We start from the raw sequence: 15,740 nt of genomic DNA, 5'->3' as shown, positions 1-15,740 counted from the left end.
GGCCCCCGGCGATGCGCGAGAATCGCTACGACACCACCCGACGTTGGAGACGGACACCATGGCGCACAACCCGGTCAACCACCCGCTGCGGCCGCTCTACCGCGCCCTGGGCGCGCTGACGGGGATCTACCTGGTGCTGTTCGGCATCCTCGGCGCGATCACGACCGCCGGCGACGGCCTGTTCGGCGACAGCGACGAGCGCGTCCTCGGCCAGGGGACCAACCTCTTCTGGTCCATCGTCACGGTGCTGATCGGCGCGATCGTGCTCGTCGCCACGGTGCTGGGCCGCAACTCCGACACCGTCGTCGACAAGTACTTCGGCTGGGGCCTGCTGGTGGTCGGCAGCTACGAGCTGGCGGCGATCCGCACCGACGCCAACTTCCTCGACTTCAGCGTCTCCACGGTGGTCGTCACCTACCTCATCGGCCTGGTGCTGATCATGGCCGCGTACTACAGCAAGGTCGGCCCGTCCGAGCAGACCGGCGCGCCCCGGCAGGCCCGCGAACGCCAGGCCCAGAACGCCTGACCCCACCGCACCGCCAACGCCCCCGGCCACCCGCCGGGGGCGTTCCGCGTCACTTGGCCCGGGTCAACAGCGTCGGCTTCGACTCCAGATGCGACAGCCCGTTCCAGGCCAGATTCACCAGATGCGCGGCCACCGTCTCCTTCTTCGGCTTGCGCGCCTCCCGCCACCACTGGCCCACCAGCGCCACCATCCCCACCAGCGCCTGCGAATACAGCTCCGCCAGCTTCGGCTCCAGACCGCGCGAACGGAACTCGGCGGCCAGGATGTGCTCCACCTGATGGGCCACGTCGTTCATCACGCTGGAGAAATTGCCGCCCGCCGACAACAGCGGCGACTCCCGCACCAGCACCTGGAAGCCGTGCGGCTCCTGCTCGATGTAATCCAGCAACGCCAGCGCCGCCTGCTCCAGCAACTCCCGCGGATGCCCCGCCGTCAGCCCGGCGGCGATGCGCTCCAACAGCGCGCGCACCTCCCGGTCGACCACCACGGCGTACAGGCCCTCCTTGCCGCCGAAGTGCTCGTAGACCACCGGCTTGGACACCTTCGCCCGGGCCGCCACCTCCTCCACCGAGGTGGCCTCGAAGCCGCGCTCGGCGAACAGCTGACGGCCGATCGCGATGAGCTGTTCGCGGCGCTGGGCGGCCGGCATGCGAACCCGGGCGGCGCCCTTGCCCGCCGCCGCGACCGTACGCGGCGGCCGGGACCGCCGGGTGCGCGGCTCGGAGCCCGGTTCGCTGTGGTCTGTCACCCGGCCATCCTGCCAGGGCGACGAAAGTCCCGGCGGTCCCGCGTGACCGTGACAGGCGCCTCTTTATTGTCACGAGACTACTGGTCCAGCGACTAGTAGAGTCATCGACATGCATACCACGTATGGGGAAGACCCCCGTGCCGGGGAAGCCCGGCGTCTGCGGGCCGGAAGCCGGATGTCGCTGGACCGGCTCAGAGAACACTTCGGCGTCAGCCGTGACACCATGGCCGCCTGGCTGCGGGACGAGCCGACTCCCGAATGGACCCGCCGGCCGCGGGCCAAGGACGACCTGCGGGCCCGAGCCGTCGCCCTGCGGCAGGGCGGGGCGACGGTGCCGGAGATCGCGGCGGCGCTGAGCATCTCCAAGTCGACGGCCTACCTGTGGGTCAGGCATCTGCCGCTGGACGAGACGAGCGAGCAGGCGCAGCGGCGGCGCAGTGAGCATTCCCGCCGGGTGTCGGAAACGCGGTGGGAGCCGCTGCGCAAGAAGCGGGACGCGGACCGGGCGGCGATCAACGACGATCAGGCGGCCTGGGTCGACGAGCTTTCCGACCGCGAGGTCCGGCTGCTCGGGGCGGTGGCCTACTGGTGCGAGGGAACCAAGGCCAAGCCCTGGCAGCCGAACAGGTGCCGGGTCACCTTCATCAACAGCGACCCCGGGCTCATCCGCTTGTTCCTGCGCTTCCTGGAATCGTGGGGCGAGGACCGGCAGGTGCTCAGGTATCGGATCAGCATCCACGAGTCTGCCGACGCGGAGGCGGCAGGGCGGTGGTGGGCCGAGGAGGTGGGGGTGCCGTTCGAGATTTTCCGCCGTCCGACCTTGAAGACGCACAACCCGTCCACGGTCCGGCACAACGTCGGAGATCCTTATCGGGGGTGCCTCGTCGTGGACGTTCCAGAGTCCCGCACCCTGTACTGGAAGATCGAAGGTCTGATGGGTGGGATTGCCGCCGCGATGCGGTCGATCGAAGAGGTTAGGATGTAGCCCGCGAGCATGACCTTATCGTTATGTCCGCTTTGCCCTCCCGAGTCGTCTAAGGGCAGGACGTCACACTTTGGCTGTGATTATAGGGGTTCGAATCCTCTCTCGGGAGCTTTCCGTCTGCGGTTGAGTCGGCGCCGCGTTGTGCATAGCCACTGCGATCAATGGAGTCCCGCGTGAGCCAGGCCCGGAGCCGTACCGTTGTCGTTCTCGCCGCCGGTGAGGGCAAGCGGATGAAGTCCGCGACCCCCAAGATGTTGCACCCGCTGCTCGGCCGCACGCTGCTCGGTCACGTCCTGCACGCCGCCGAGGCCGTCCGGGCCTCGCGCACCGTGGTGGTCGTCGGGCACAAGGCCGACCAGGTCCGCGCGCACCTGGCCGAGATCGCTCCGGGCGCCACCCCGGTCCTGCAGGCCGAGCAGAACGGCACCGGGCACGCCGTGCGCATCGCGCTCGACGCCATCCCGGAGGCCACGGGCACGGTCGTGGTGCTCAACGCCGATGTGCCGTTGCTGCGTCCGGGCACGGTCGAGGCGCTGGTCGCCGCGCACGAGTCGACGAGTCGCGGCGCGACCGTGCTGGCCGCCGAGGTGCCGGATCCGGCCGGGCTGGGCCGGATCGTGCGGGACGGCGCCGGCAACCTGGAGCGCATCGTGGAGGAGCGGGACGCTTCGGCCGAGGTGCGGGCGGTGCGTGAGGTGAACGCGGGCATCTACGCCTTCGACGCCGCGCTGCTGCGGGAGGCGTTGTCAAAGCTGTCCACCGACAACGATCAGGGCGAGGAGTATCTGACCGACGTGTTCGGGCTGCTCGCCGCGGTGGGTCACGCGGTCGGGGTGCATGTGGCCGCCGACGCGCTGGAGACCCTGGGGTGCAACGACCGGGCCGAGCTGGCGCGGTTGCGGGGGCTGCTGCGGGACAGGGTCAACACCGAGTGGATGCGGGCCGGGGTGTCGATCCTCGATCCGGCGACGACCTGGATCGACGTGACCGTGACGCTCGAGCCCGATGCCGTGGTGGATCAGAACTCGCAGTTGCAGGGGGCGACGACGGTGGCGACGGGCGCGGTGATCGGCCCGGACACCACGTTGATCGACACCGTGGTGGCGGCCGGCGCGACGGTGCTGCGGACGCATGCCATCGGCGCGCAGGTGGGCCCGGACGCGACGGTGGGGCCGTTCTCGTTCCTGCGGCCGGGTACGCGGCTGGGCCGCAAGTCGAAGGTCGGCGGGTTCGTGGAGACGAAGAACGCCGAGCTGGGGGCGGGGGCGAAGGTGCCGCATCTGACGTATGTGGGTGATGCCACGATCGGCCCGAAGGCGAACATCGGGGCGGGCACGATCTTCGCCAACTACGACGGGGTGAACAAGCATCACACCACCGTGGGGGAGGCCGCTTTCGTGGGCAGTGACACGGTGCTGATCGCGCCCGTGGAGATCGGGCCGGGGGCGTACGTGGCGGCCGGCAGCGCGGTGGCCAAGGAGGTGCCGGCCGGGCATCTGGGGGTCACGCGGGCGCAGCAGCGCAACATCGAGGGCTGGGTGGCGCGCAAGCGGCCGGGCACCGTGTCGGCGGAGGCGGCGGAGCGGGCCGGGACCTCGGCGACTGAGGACAGCGGGGCGTAGCGGGCGCAAGCTGGGGTGAGGGATCCCACGACCGGGCCGCGGTTCGTGGCGCCGGGACGGCCACGGGTGATACTTCAGGTGACAACCCCCTAGATGCACGGGAGCGGACGAGCCGATGGGCAGCATCGTCGCGGAGAACCGTAAGAGTTTGATGCTTTTCTCCGGCCGGGGCTTCCCGGAGCTGGCGGAGGAGATCGGTCAGGTGCTCGGCATCGCGCCGACCCCGTCCGATTCGTACGAGTTCGCCAACGGGGAGATTTTCGTCCGGTTCAAGGATTCGGTGCGGGGCTCGGACGCGTTCGTCGTCCAGTCGGTGACCGAGGGCGTGAACCGCTGGGTCATGGAGACCCTGATCATGGTGGACGCGCTGAAGCGGGGTTCGGCCAAGCGGATCACCGTGGTGCTGCCGTTCTACCCGTACTCGCGGCAGGACAAGAAGCACCGGGGCCGGGAGCCGATCTCCGCGCGGCTGGTCGCCGACCTGCTGAAGACGGCGGGCGCGAACAGGATCCTGACGGTGGATCTGCACACGGCGCAGATCCAGGGCTTCTTCGACGGCCCGGTGGATCACCTGTTCGCGATGGACATTCTCGCCGAGCACATCATCAAGAAGTTCGAGGGCCGGCCGATGACGGTCGTGGCCCCGGACTCGGGCCGGGTGCGGGTGGCGGAGCGGTGGACGGACCGTCTGGGCGGGTGCCCGCTGGCGTTCATCCACAAGACGCGTGACCCGTTGAAGCCGAATCAGGTGGTGGCGAACCGGGTGGTCGGCGAGGTGGAGGGCCGGGTGTGCCTGATCGTCGACGACATGATCGACACGGGTGGCACGATCACCAAGGCCGCCGACATCCTGTTCGATTCGGGCGCCGCCGATGTGATCGTGGCTTCGACGCACGCGCTGCTGTCGGATCCGGCGACCGAGCGGCTGAAGAACAGCCGGATCAGTGAGCTGGTGGTGACCAACACGCTGCCGTTGCCGCCGGAGAAGCAGCTCGACAAGATCACCGTGCTGTCGATCGCACCGCTGTTGGCGCGGGCGATCCGGGAGGTCTTCGACGACGGGTCCGTCACGACGTTGTTCGGCGGCTTGAGCTGAGCCCCGGACCAGGTTTTTGTCCGGTTTAGGCCGGGCCGGGCGCCGTCGTGCGGGTGAATTTTCCGCAGGGCGGGTGATCCGACGGGACCCGCCGGTCCGGCCCCCGTGGCGGCAGGTAAGCTGGTGCGGTTGCCACGGCGAGGGTGCCACGCGGTCTGCTGCAGTTTGCAGAGTTCGCTTGAGGCACCGTGATCGACGCGGTGCTCCGGGCCTGTGCCCGTGCGCCCCTTCGCCGAGCGCCGAATGCCCGCAGCCCGCCGACTCACGCCGCCCGTTCCAACGTTTTCAGGAGTTTCCCCGTGTCCGAGGTAAAGATCAGCGCCGAGCCCCGCACCGAGTTCGGCAAGGGTGGTGCCCGCCGCACGCGCCGGGCCGGCCTGGTGCCCGCCGTGCTGTACGGACACGGCGAGGCTCCCGTCCACATCGCGCTGCCCGCGCGTGAGTTCGCCGCCGCCATCCGGCACGGCGGTCTCAACCAGGTCTTCACCATCGACGTCGTCGGTGGCACGGGTTCGACGCTGGCCCTGCCGAAGGCCATCCAGCGCGACCCGATCAAGGAGACGTACGAGCACGTCGACCTGATCATCGTCAAGCGGGGCGAGAAGGTCCAGGTCGACGTCCCGGTGACGCTGGTCGGCGAGGCCGCCCGCAACACGCTGGTCGTCAACGAGTCGAACACGCTGGCCGTGGTGGCCGAGGCCATGCACCTGCCGAGCGGGTTCGAGGTCTCGATCGAGGGGCTGGAGGCCGGTTCGACGGTCACCGCCGGCGACGTGACGCTGCCCGAGGGCACCGAGCTCGCGGTCGATCCGGAGTTCGTGCTCGCGATGGTCACCGCGGCGCAGACCGCGGAGCAGCTCGAGGGCGACACCGGCGAGGCGGCCGAGTCGGCCGAGCCCGCCGAGCCCGCCGAGGACGCCGCTTCCTGACCCGGCCCCCACAGAACCGCGATCTCCAGGGAAAGTGCCTTGTGGCACTTTCCCTGTTGTCGTAAGGAGAGACCATGACCGAGGACGCGCCCTGGCTGGTGGTCGGCCTGGGCAATCCCGGCCGGGAGTATGCCGGCAACCGGCACAACGTCGGCTTCCGGGTGGCCGAGCTGCTGGCGGGGCGGGTCGGCGGCAAGTTCGGCCGGGCCAAGCGGGTGGTGGCCGAGGTGGCCGAGGGCCGGTTGGGTTTCGGCGGTCCGAAGCTGATCCTGGTGAAGCCGCTGACCTTCATGAACCTGTCCGGGGCGCCGGTGGTGGCGCTGGCGCAGTTCTTCAAGGTGCCGGTGGAGAACGTGGTGGCCGTGCACGACGAGCTGGACGTGCCGTACGGGCAGGTGCGGGTGAAGCGCGGCGGTGGTGAGGGTGGTCACAACGGGCTGCGCTCGATGTCGAAGTCGCTGGGCAGCAAGGAGTACGCCCGGGTCCGGTTCGGCATCGGCCGGCCGCCGGGGCGTCAGGATCCGGCCGACTACGTGCTGTCGGACTTCTCCGGTGCGGAGCGCAAGGAGGTGGATTTCCTCGTGGACCGGGCGGCGGACGTGGTGGAGGCTGTGGTGCTCGAGGGTGTGGAGTGGGCGCAGAACAAATACCACGGAAATTGAATCGATGCTTGCGAAACGGACATATCGATTGGGCTGTTTTGTCCATCTATCGACACCGTGACGCGTCCCCTGGTTAGCGCGTTGGTCACGTAGCGCACCCCAACGGTGTGCGGTGACCACGCGGTACGGGGGAGGTTCGTTTGCGCCAGGAACTCTCCGAGGACCACGGGGCGACACCGGGTGAGCCGACGGTGGTGCTGCCGGCCGTGCACCGCGGCGACGGGGCGCCGTCGGAGCCGCCGGAGAACCACGGCCCGGCCAATCACCCGCCCGGCAACCACGGCCCCCGCCCGCACCGGCCGCTGCCGTACCGGAGCCGGAACAGCAAGATCCCGTCGCCGGCCCGCTCGACCGTCGACGACACCGGGGTGGACGGGGCCGACAACGCGCCGCCGCTGGCCGGCGCCGGGGGCCGCGACGCCGCCGGGCGGGCCCGCAACCGGGCCGTCGAGCGGCACTGGTCGGACGAGCGCAACCGCTCCGCCGCGGCCCGGCCCGCGACCCGGCCGTTCGTGCGGGTCCGGGGCCGGCACGCGGCGATGTCGCGGCGCCAGCGGTGGGAGCGGCAGTACGTGCGCACGCTGATCCTCTGCGACCTGCTGGCCGGCATCGCCGCGGGCGCGGTGACGTTCGGGCTGCGCTTCGGCGACGAGGTGACCACCTACAACCGCTCGTACGTGTGGCTGTCGGCGCTGCTGCCGGTGGCGCTGCTGGCGGTGCTGGTGGTGAGCCGGGCGTACGAGCGCCGCTTCCTGTTCGTCGGCACGGACGAGTACCAGCGGGTGTTCCGGGGCGGGGTCGGCCTGATCGCGGGTGTGGCCGTGGTGTCGTACGCGCTCGATCTGGACCTGGCCCGCTCGTACGTGCTGGCCGCGCTGCCCACCGCGATGCTGTCCGCGGTGGTCCTGCGGTTCGCCCTGCGCAAGCGGCTGCACCTGGCCCGGGCCCGGGGCGAGCGGCTGCGCCGGGTGATCGTGGTCGGTCATGAGCTGTCGGTCATCGGGATCGCCCGCCAGCTGCGCCGGGAGCGCTACCACGGCCTGGAGGTGGTCGGGGCGTGCCTGCCGCCGGGCCACGACGGGGTCATCGACCTGCCGGTCTTCGGCACGTTCGACGACGTGGCGACCGCGGTGGACGCGGCCGACGCCGACACCGTGGTGGTGCTGAGCTGCCCGGAGCTGGACGGCGCGGCGCTGCGCCGGCTGGCCTGGCGGCTCGAGCGCGACGAGGTCGACCTGGTGGTGGCGAGCGCCCTCATCGACGTGGCCGGGGCGCGCACCACCATCCGGCCGTTCGACGGGCTGCCGATGCTGCACGTGGAGCATCCGCGGCTGCACGGCGGCGCCCGCATCGTCAAGGACCTCGTCGACCGGGTCGGTGCCCTGGCCCTGCTCATTGTCTTCGGTCCGCTGCTGGTGGGCGTCGCACTCTGCGTGCGGGTGACCTCACGCGGCCCGGTACTCTTTCGTCAGGTGCGGGTCGGGCGTGACGGGTCCGAGTTCCGTATCTTCAAGTTCCGCAGCATGTACGTCGACGCCGAGGCCCGGCTGGCCGAGCTCCGGCATCTCAACGAGCACGACGGTGTGCTCTTCAAAATGCGCGACGACCCGCGCGTGACCCCGGTCGGTCGGTGGTTGCGGAGGCTGTCCCTGGACGAGCTGCCCCAGCTGCTGAACGTGATCGCCGGTCAGATGTCGCTGGTCGGGCCGCGGCCGCCGTTGCCGTCCGAGGTTGCCGTCTACGCCGACGACGTGCGCCGCCGTCTTGCCGTCAAGCCCGGCATGACGGGCCTTTGGCAGGTTTCCGGACGTTCGGACCTGTCGTGGGAGGAGACGGTCCGGCTGGACCTTCGCTATGTGGAGAACTGGTCGCTCAGTTTGGACCTGGTGATCCTTTTGCGCACCATGACGGCCGTGGTGCGCTCGTCCGGGGCGTACTGAGCATGAGAGGCGAGGCGATGAGCGAGCAGACAGGGACGTCGGCCCGCATAGCGGGTCAGCGTGAGCCGGTCGCGGACGGCGGGACCCCGCCGGTCATCGACGCGGCCTTCGCGCGCTGGCTCGCCGACCGCGCCGGCCAGGTGCTGCTCCAGGTCCGCGACGAGGTGGGGTACGCCGACGGCAAGGCCCTCAAGGCGGCCGGCGACAAGGCCGCGCACGACCTGCTGCGCGCCGAGCTGGCCCGGTGGCGCCCGGCGGACGCGGTGCTGTCGGAGGAGGACGACCACTCTCGGCTGGCCTGGCAGGACGACCGGCACGACGCCGTACGCCCGGACCGCCTGGACGCCTCCCGGGTCTGGATCATCGACCCGCTGGACGGCACCCGGGAGTTCTCCGAGCAGGGCCGCACCGACTGGGCCGTGCACGTGGCGCTCTGGACCGCGGACTGCTCCCGGCCCAGCTGCCTGGCCGCCGGGGCCGTGGCGATGCCGGCCCAGCACCGCACGTTGGCCACCGATCAGCCGCCGGCGTACCCGCCGCTGCCGCTGGCCGCCGCGACCGGTGGCCCGATCCGGATCGCCGCCAGCCGCACCCGCCCGCCGGCGTTCGTCACCGCCCTGGCCGAGGACATCGGCGCCGAGCTGGTGCCGATGGGATCGGCCGGCGTGAAGATCGCCGCGGTGATCAACGGGGACGCGGACGCCTATGTGCATGCCGGCGGGCAGTACGAGTGGGACAGCGCCGCCCCGGTCGCTGTGGCGTCGGCCACTGGACTGCACGCTTCCCGTATCGATGGAACTGCGCTGAAATACAACCAGGCCGATCCGAAGTTGCCGGATCTGGTGGTCTGTCGCAAGGACCTCGCGCCCCGTCTGCTCGCAGCGTTGCAGCGACACCTCCCGTAAACCGAGCCCCCGGATGAGTTCGGCCGACACCCGAAAGGTCTGGAAGATGAGCCAGACGAAGCCCTACCGCGTCTCGCATCTCGACGCTCTCGAAGCCGAGAGCGTCTTCGTCATGCGGGAGGTCATGGCCGAGTTCGAGCGGCCGGTCCTGCTCTTCTCCGGCGGCAAGGACTCGATCGTGATGCTGCGCCTGGCCGAGAAGGCGTTCGCGCCGGCGCGCATCCCCTTCCCGGTCATGCACGTGGACACCGGGCACAACTTCCCCGAGGTGCTGGACTACCGCGACACCCGGGTGGCCGAGCTCGGCCTCAACCTGGTGATCGCCAGCGTGCAGGAGGCCATCGACTCCGGCCTGGTCCGGGAGCTGCCGGACGGCACCCGCAACCGGATCCAGACCCCGGTGCTGCTGGCGGCGGTGGAGAAGTACCGCTTCGACGCGCTGTTCGGCGGCGCCCGCCGCGACGAGGAGAAGGCCCGGGCCAAGGAGCGGATGTTCAGCTTCCGCGACGAGTTCGGCCAGTGGGACCCGAAGAACCAGCGCCCGGAGCTGTGGTCGCTCTACAACGGACGGCACCACCCGGGCGAGTCGATCCGGGTGTTCCCGCTGTCGAACTGGACCGAGCTGGACGTCTGGCACTACATCGCCAAGGAGCGGATCGCGCTGCCGAGCATCTACTACGCCCACGACCGCGAGGTCGTCGAGCGCGCCGGGATGTTCTACGCGGTGAACGAGTTCATCGTCCCCAAGGACGGCGAGACCGTCGAGACCCGCCGGGTGCGCTACCGCACCGTCGGCGACGCGTCGCAGACCGCCGCGGTGCTCTCCGACGCCGACACGGTGGAGAAGGTCATCGACGAGGTCGCGGCGACCCGGATCACCGAGCGCGGCGCCACCCGGGGCGACGACAAGGTCAGCGAGGCCGCGATGGAAGACCGCAAGCGGGAAGGCTACTTCTGATGAGTCAGGCAGTTCTGGAGTCCGACGAGGCGACGGCCCGGCCGATGGACCTGCTGCGGTTCGCCACCGCCGGCAGCGTGGACGACGGCAAGTCGACGCTGATCGGCCGGCTGCTCTACGACACCAAGTCGCTGTTCTCCGACCAGCTCGAGGCGGTCGAGGCGGTCAGCGCGGCCCGCGGCGACGAGTACACCAACCTGGCGCTGCTCACCGACGGCCTGCGGGCCGAGCGGGAGCAGGGCATCACCATCGACGTGGCGTACCGCTACTTCGCCACGCCGCGGCGCAAGTTCATCATCGCCGACACCCCGGGGCACATCCAGTACACCCGCAACATGGTCACCGGCGCCTCGACGGCCGACCTCGCGCTGATCCTGGTCGACGCCCGCAAGGGCCTGGTCGAGCAGTCCCGCCGGCACGCCTTCCTGACCAGCCTGCTGCGCGTTCCGCACCTGGTGCTGTGCGTCAACAAGATGGACCTGGTGGGCTGGGACCGCGGCGTCTACGAGAAGATCGCCGACGAGTTCACCTCGTTCGCGGCCAAGCTCGACGCGCCCGACCTGACGGTCATCCCGATCTCGGCGCTGGAGGGCGACAACATCGCCTCGCGCTCCGAGCGGAGCCCCTGGTACGAGGGCCCGTCGCTGCTGCACCACCTGGAGCACGTGCACATCGCCTCGGACCGCAACCTGGTCGACGTGCGCTTCCCGGTGCAGTACGTGATCCGCCCGCAGTCCAAGGACGTCACCGACTACCGCGGCTACGCCGGCCAGGTCGCCTCGGGCGTGCTCAAGCCCGGCGACGACGTGATGGTGCTGCCGTCCGGGATGACCAGCAAGATCTCCGCCATCGACACCGCGGACGGCCCGGTCGACGAGGCGTTCCCGCCGATGTCGGTGACCGTGCGGCTGACCGACGAGATCGACATCTCCCGGGGCGACATGATCTGCCGGCCGCACAACGCGCCGGCGGTCGCCCAGGACGTCGAGGCGATGATCTGCTGGATGGACGAGACGGCCCCGCTGCGGGTCGGCGCGAAGTACACCATCAAGCACACCACCCGCACGGCCCGTACGGTGGTCCGCGGCCTGCAGTACCGCCTCGACGTGAACACGTTGCACCGCGACGAGGACGCGCCGCAGCTGGGACTGAACGAGATCGGCCGGGTCAAGCTGCGCACCACGGTGCCGCTGCTGGCCGACGAGTACCGCCGTAACCGTACCACCGGTGGCTTCATCCTCATCGACGAGGCGACCAACCGGACCGTGGGCGCTGGGATGATCATCGAGGCTCAGTAGGGTCTGACGAAGCCCCGGTCCGGTGCCGTCCGGGGCCGGGGCTTCGTGCTGATGCACGGAGAGGAGGCGGGGCCGGTGCCTCCGGGTCTGAAGGACGTGGCCGCGCGGGCCGGCGTGTCGATCAAGACCGTCTCCAACGTGGTGAACGGCTACGTGCACGTCGCGCCGGACACCCGGGCCCGCGTGCAGCAGGCCATCGACGCGCTCGGGTACAAGCCCAACGTCGCCGCCCGGCAGCTGCGCAGCGGCCGCTCCGGGGTGATCGCGCTGGCGGTGCCGGAGTTGCAGTCGCCGTACTTCGCCGAGCTGGCCGGGCGCATCGTGCACGCCGCCGAGCGCCGGTCCTGGACCGTGCTGATCGACCAGACCGACGGCCACGCCGACCGGGAACGCAACCTGGTCGCCGGGTTGCGCCGGCACGCCATCGACGGCCTGATCTTCAGCCCGCTGGCGCTGGCCGGCGAGGAGCTGGCCCGCGGCGGCGACGAGACGCCGATGGTGCTGCTGGGCGAGCGGGTGTGGCACGGCCCGGCCGATCACGTGGCCATCGACAACACGGCTGCCGCGGCCGACGCGACCCGGCATCTGTGCGCGTCGGGGCGGCGGCGGATCGCCGCGATCGGGGCGCAGGACAGCCCGTCGGCGGTGACCGCGCATCAGCGGCTCGCCGGCTACCGGGCGGCGCTCGCGGAGGCCGGCCTGCCGGTCGATCCCGCCCTGGTCGCCGAGGTGGAGATGTTCCACCGGGCCGACGGCGCCGCCGCGATGGCCCGCCTGCTGGACGGCCCCGGGCCGCCGGACGCCGTCTTCTGCTTCAACGACCTGCTGGCCCTGGGCGCGATCCGCACCCTGCTGGACCGCGGCCGGACCGTGCCCGGCGACGTGGCCGTGATCGGCTTCGACGACATCGAGGACGGCCGGTTCAGCACGCCGACGCTCAGCACGATCGCCCCGGACCTGGGCCGGATCGCCGAGCTGGCCGTCGACCTGCTGGCCGAGCGGCTGGGCGAGGGCGCGACGCCCGCCGCCGCGCCGCGCGAGTTGCGGGTCAGCCACCGGCTGGTGGCCCGGGAAAGCACGCTCGGGCGATAAGTCCGCCGGGAAGCGCTCCCACCGCACCAATCTCGACGCTCCTGATAACAGGCGGGTGTCGGGCTCTTTACAACGTTGGTTCCAACGTTGTAAACAGTGTGAGGCGGCACACAACACCGGCGGACGGGAGTTCCACGTGGACCAGGCTCGGTTGACTCTCGACCCCGCCTTCGCCATCGGCCCGGTCGACCGGCGGCTCTTCGGCTCGTTCGTGGAGCACATGGGCCGCTGCGTCTACACCGGCATCTTCGAGCCCGGCCACCCGGCGGCCGACCCCGACGGGCTGCGCACCGACGTGCTGGAGCTGGTCCGCGAGCTGGGCGTCACGCTGGTGCGCTACCCCGGCGGCAACTTCGTCTCCAACTACCGGTGGGAGGACGGCGTCGGCCCGGTCGGCGACCGCCCGCGCCGGCTCGACCTGGCCTGGCGCTCGCTGGAGAGCAACGCCTTCGGGCTCAACGAGTTCATGCGCTGGGCCGCGCTCGCCCGGGTGGAGCCGATGATGGCGGTCAACCTCGGCACCCGCGGCATCGCCGAGGCCGCCGAGCTGGTCGAGTACTGCAACCTGGCGGACGGCACGGCGGCCGCCGACCTGCGCCGCAAGCACGGCGTGGCCCAGCCGCACGACGTCCGGCTCTGGTGCCTGGGCAACGAGATGGACGGGCCCTGGCAGATCGGCAGCATGACCGCGCTGGAGTACGGCCGCCTGGCCGCCCGGGCCGGCCACGCCATGAAACGCGTCGACCCCACCATCCAGCTGGTCGCCTGCGGCAGCTCCAAGGCCGACATGCCCACCTTCGCCGGGTGGGAGGCGACCGTGCTGGAACAGACCTACGACCACGTGGACTACCTGTCCCTGCACAGCTACTACGACCCCGAGAGCCAGGACGCGGCCAGCTTCCGGGCCGCCGCGGTCAACCTCGACGGCTTCATCGACGACATCGTCGCCACCGCCGACCACGTCCGGGCCAAGCTGCGCCGCGGCAAGCGGATCAACCTCGCCCTCGACGAGTGGAACGTCTGGTACCAGTCGCGTTTCACCGAGCCGGAGGACCGGCCGATCGAGGACACCCCGGCGCTCATCGAGGACGACTACACGGTCACCGACGCGATGGTCGTCGGCAACCTGCTGATCAGCATGCTGCGCCACGCCGACCGGGTGACCGTCGGCAACCAGGCGCAGCTGGTCAACATCATCGCGCCGATCCGCACCACGCCCGGCGGCGCGGCCTGGCGGCAGACCATCTTCCACCCGTTCGCCCACACCGCGCGGCTGGCCCGCGGCACCGTGCTGCGGGCCGCGGTCCGGTCACCGGCCATGACCACCGGCCGCTACGGCGAGGTGCCGGCGGTGGACGCCGTCGCCACCCTCGACGAGCCGAGCGGCCGGCTCGTCGTCTTCGCCGTCAACCGCTCCACCGAGGCGGTCCGGCTGGACCTCGACCTGCGGGCCTTCCCGGGGCTGCGGGCGGGGCAGCGGATCAGCCTCGCCGCGGACGACCCGTCGATCGGCAACACCGCCGCTGCGCCTGATCGGGTCCGTCCCCGTACCGAAGAAATGCCCGCCCTCGACGGCGGCCGCGCCGCCGTCGTTCTTCCCCCTGTCTCCTGGCACGCCCTGAGCTTCACCCCCGAGGAGAAACCGTGAAACCACATCTCACCCGCCGCGGCCTGCTCGGGCTCGGCGTCGGCGCCGGTGGCGCCGTCCTGCTCGGCGCCTGCGGTGACGACGGGCCCAACCCCGTCGTCGGCGGCGGCGGCGAGAACGCCCAGCCCGCGGCCACCAACTACACCGGCCCGAACGTCGCGCTGACCTTCTGGAACGGCTTCACCGGCGGCGACGGGCCGGTGATGAAGTCCCTGGTGGACAAGTTCAACACCGCGAACCCGAACATCAAGGTCACGATGAACGTGTACGAGTGGGCCGACTACTACCAGAAGGTCCCCGCCGCCGTGTCCACCGGCAACGGCCCGGACCTCGGCATCATGCACGTCGACCAGGTGGCCACCAACGCCGCCCGCGGCGTGGTCCTGCCGCTGGACGACCTGGCCAAGTCGCTGCAGCTCACCGAGAGCGACTTCTCCCCGCCGGTGTGGCAGGCCGGGGTCTACAACGGCAAGCGGTACTCGATCCCGCTGGACGTGCACCCGCTGGGCATGTTCTACAACAAGAAGGTGCTGCAGGCGGCCGGGCTCGACCCGGAGAAGCCGCCGGCCACCAAGGACGAGTACCTGACCGCCCTGGACAAGCTGAAGGCCAAGGGCGTCCAGGGCCACTGGGCGACGCCGTTCCCGTTCACCGGCACGCTCCAGTTCGAGGCGCTGACCTGGCAATTCGGGGGTCAGCTGTTCGACGACAAGGCCACCAAGCCGCTGTTCGCCGAGCAGCCCGGCGTGCAGGCGCTGACCTTCCTCACCGACATGGTCAAGAACGGCTACAGCCCGAAGAACGTGGCCCAGGACGCCGACCTGATCGCCCTGCAGAACGGCAAGAACGCGTTCAACTGGAACGGCATCTGGACCATCAACACCCTGCGCGCGGTCAAGGGGATGGAGTGGGGCGTCACCGCCCTGCCGACGATCGGCACCCAGCCCGCCGCCTGGGCCGGCTCGCACCAGTTCGTGCAGTTCAAGCAGCGCACCCAGGACGCCAACAAGCTGCAGGCCGGCAAGGTGTTCATCAACTTCATCAGCCAGCAGTCGCTGGAATGGGCCAAGGGCGGGCAGGTGCCGGCCCGCAAGGAGATCCGCGACAGCCCGGCGTTCGCCGCGCTCAAGGAGCAGGCGGCGATCGGCACGCAGATCGACAACCTGCACTTCCCGCCCTCGGTGCCGGGCATCCCGGATGCGCTGGCCACCGTGGACACCGCGGTCAACGAGGCCATCCTGCTGCGCAAGGAGCCGGGCAAGGCCCTGGCCGACGCGGCGGCCAAGGCCGGCCAGATCCTCGAGCAGAACCGCAAGAAGTACGGCGGCTGA

General features: G+C 70.6%; 13 protein-coding genes, 1 tRNA gene and 1 pseudogene. 14 read left to right on the top strand and 1 reads right to left on the bottom strand.

The annotated features are described in order from the left end of the window. Positions 1-43: 43 nt before the first annotated feature. Entirely contained in the window at positions 44-526 is a 483-nt protein-coding gene (locus Ani05nite_RS18640; protein ID WP_377880673.1) for a DUF4383 domain-containing protein, read from the top strand. A gap of 49 nt (positions 527-575) precedes the next feature. Here the strand turns inward: Ani05nite_RS18640 and Ani05nite_RS18635 are convergent, their stop codons facing one another. Next, entirely contained in the window at positions 576-1,175 is a 600-nt protein-coding gene (locus Ani05nite_RS18635; protein ID WP_203769944.1) for a TetR family transcriptional regulator, read from the bottom strand. A 322-nt stretch (positions 1,176-1,497) separates the two neighbouring features. Here Ani05nite_RS18635 and Ani05nite_RS18630 point away from each other — a divergent pair, with 322 nt between their 5' ends. From Ani05nite_RS18630 to Ani05nite_RS18570, 13 genes and pseudogenes are all read left to right on the top strand, one after another. Next, positions 1,498-2,259 (top strand): helix-turn-helix domain-containing protein, encoded by a 762-nt coding sequence (locus Ani05nite_RS18630; RefSeq protein WP_239130201.1) that lies wholly within the window; start codon positions 1,498-1,500, stop codon positions 2,257-2,259. Positions 2,260-2,297: 38 nt separating this feature from the next. Then, positions 2,298-2,368, top strand: a tRNA-Gln gene (locus Ani05nite_RS18625). A 52-nt stretch (positions 2,369-2,420) separates the two neighbouring features. Further along, positions 2,421-3,964, top strand: a pseudogene (gene glmU / locus Ani05nite_RS18620) (bifunctional UDP-N-acetylglucosamine diphosphorylase/glucosamine-1-phosphate N-acetyltransferase GlmU); the annotation flags it as partial. A 32-nt stretch (positions 3,965-3,996) separates the two neighbouring features. Then, positions 3,997-4,977 carry a ribose-phosphate diphosphokinase gene (locus Ani05nite_RS18615; RefSeq protein ID WP_203769860.1) on the top strand — a complete coding sequence of 327 codons (981 nt, stop codon included), beginning with the start codon at positions 3,997-3,999 and terminating at the stop codon, positions 4,975-4,977. A 299-nt stretch (positions 4,978-5,276) separates the two neighbouring features. Next, entirely contained in the window at positions 5,277-5,906 is a 630-nt protein-coding gene (locus Ani05nite_RS18610) for a 50S ribosomal protein L25/general stress protein Ctc (RefSeq protein ID WP_203769859.1), read from the top strand. Between the two features lie 74 nt (positions 5,907-5,980). Beyond that, positions 5,981-6,568, top strand: coding sequence for an aminoacyl-tRNA hydrolase (gene pth, locus Ani05nite_RS18605; RefSeq protein WP_203769858.1), 588 nt, complete (start codon positions 5,981-5,983; stop codon positions 6,566-6,568). Between the two features lie 140 nt (positions 6,569-6,708). Beyond that, on the top strand, positions 6,709-8,508 hold the full coding sequence (locus Ani05nite_RS18600) for a sugar transferase (RefSeq protein WP_307836708.1): 1,800 nt from the start codon (positions 6,709-6,711) through the stop codon (positions 8,506-8,508). Between the two features lie 17 nt (positions 8,509-8,525). Beyond that, positions 8,526-9,413, top strand: coding sequence for a 3'(2'),5'-bisphosphate nucleotidase CysQ (locus Ani05nite_RS18595; RefSeq protein WP_203769857.1), 888 nt, complete (start codon positions 8,526-8,528; stop codon positions 9,411-9,413). A gap of 46 nt (positions 9,414-9,459) precedes the next feature. After that, positions 9,460-10,371 (top strand): sulfate adenylyltransferase subunit CysD, encoded by a 912-nt coding sequence (cysD, locus tag Ani05nite_RS18590; protein ID WP_203769856.1) that lies wholly within the window; start codon positions 9,460-9,462, stop codon positions 10,369-10,371. Further along, positions 10,371-11,669, top strand: coding sequence for a sulfate adenylyltransferase subunit 1 (locus Ani05nite_RS18585; RefSeq protein WP_203769855.1), 1,299 nt, complete (start codon positions 10,371-10,373; stop codon positions 11,667-11,669). The genes cysD and Ani05nite_RS18585 overlap by 1 nt, the downstream gene beginning before the upstream one ends. Positions 11,670-11,744: 75 nt before the next feature. Continuing rightward, positions 11,745-12,761, top strand: coding sequence for a LacI family DNA-binding transcriptional regulator (locus tag Ani05nite_RS18580; RefSeq protein WP_203769854.1), 1,017 nt, complete (start codon positions 11,745-11,747; stop codon positions 12,759-12,761). Between the two features lie 136 nt (positions 12,762-12,897). Then, positions 12,898-14,409 carry an arabinosylfuranosidase ArfA gene (arfA, locus tag Ani05nite_RS18575; protein ID WP_203769853.1) on the top strand — a complete coding sequence of 504 codons (1,512 nt, stop codon included), beginning with the start codon at positions 12,898-12,900 and terminating at the stop codon, positions 14,407-14,409. Continuing rightward, complete coding sequence (locus tag Ani05nite_RS18570) at positions 14,406-15,740, top strand: ABC transporter substrate-binding protein (protein ID WP_203769852.1); 1,335 nt, start codon at positions 14,406-14,408, stop codon at positions 15,738-15,740. The genes arfA and Ani05nite_RS18570 overlap by 4 nt, the downstream gene beginning before the upstream one ends.

It is taken from the genome of Actinoplanes nipponensis (assembly GCF_016862275.1).
Taxonomy (GTDB): Bacteria; Actinomycetota; Actinomycetes; order Mycobacteriales; family Micromonosporaceae; genus Actinoplanes; species Actinoplanes nipponensis.
The sequence above is the reverse complement of the archived record's forward strand: the minus strand, read 5'-3'. Positions and strand labels throughout refer to the sequence as shown.

Coding starts and splice junctions, on each gene's coding strand:
- Ani05nite_RS18635 (WP_203769944.1), bottom strand. CDS start 1,175: ATGCCGGCCGCCCAGCGCCGCGAACAGCTCATCGCGATCGGCCGTCAG.
- Ani05nite_RS18630 (WP_239130201.1), top strand. CDS start 1,498: ATGGCCGCCTGGCTGCGGGACGAGCCGACTCCCGAATGGACCCGCCGG.
- Ani05nite_RS18615 (WP_203769860.1), top strand. CDS start 3,997: ATGGGCAGCATCGTCGCGGAGAACCGTAAGAGTTTGATGCTTTTCTCC.
- pth (WP_203769858.1), top strand. CDS start 5,981: ATGACCGAGGACGCGCCCTGGCTGGTGGTCGGCCTGGGCAATCCCGGC.
- Ani05nite_RS18595 (WP_203769857.1), top strand. CDS start 8,526: ATGAGCGAGCAGACAGGGACGTCGGCCCGCATAGCGGGTCAGCGTGAG.
- cysD (WP_203769856.1), top strand. CDS start 9,460: ATGAGCCAGACGAAGCCCTACCGCGTCTCGCATCTCGACGCTCTCGAA.
- Ani05nite_RS18585 (WP_203769855.1), top strand. CDS start 10,371: ATGAGTCAGGCAGTTCTGGAGTCCGACGAGGCGACGGCCCGGCCGATG.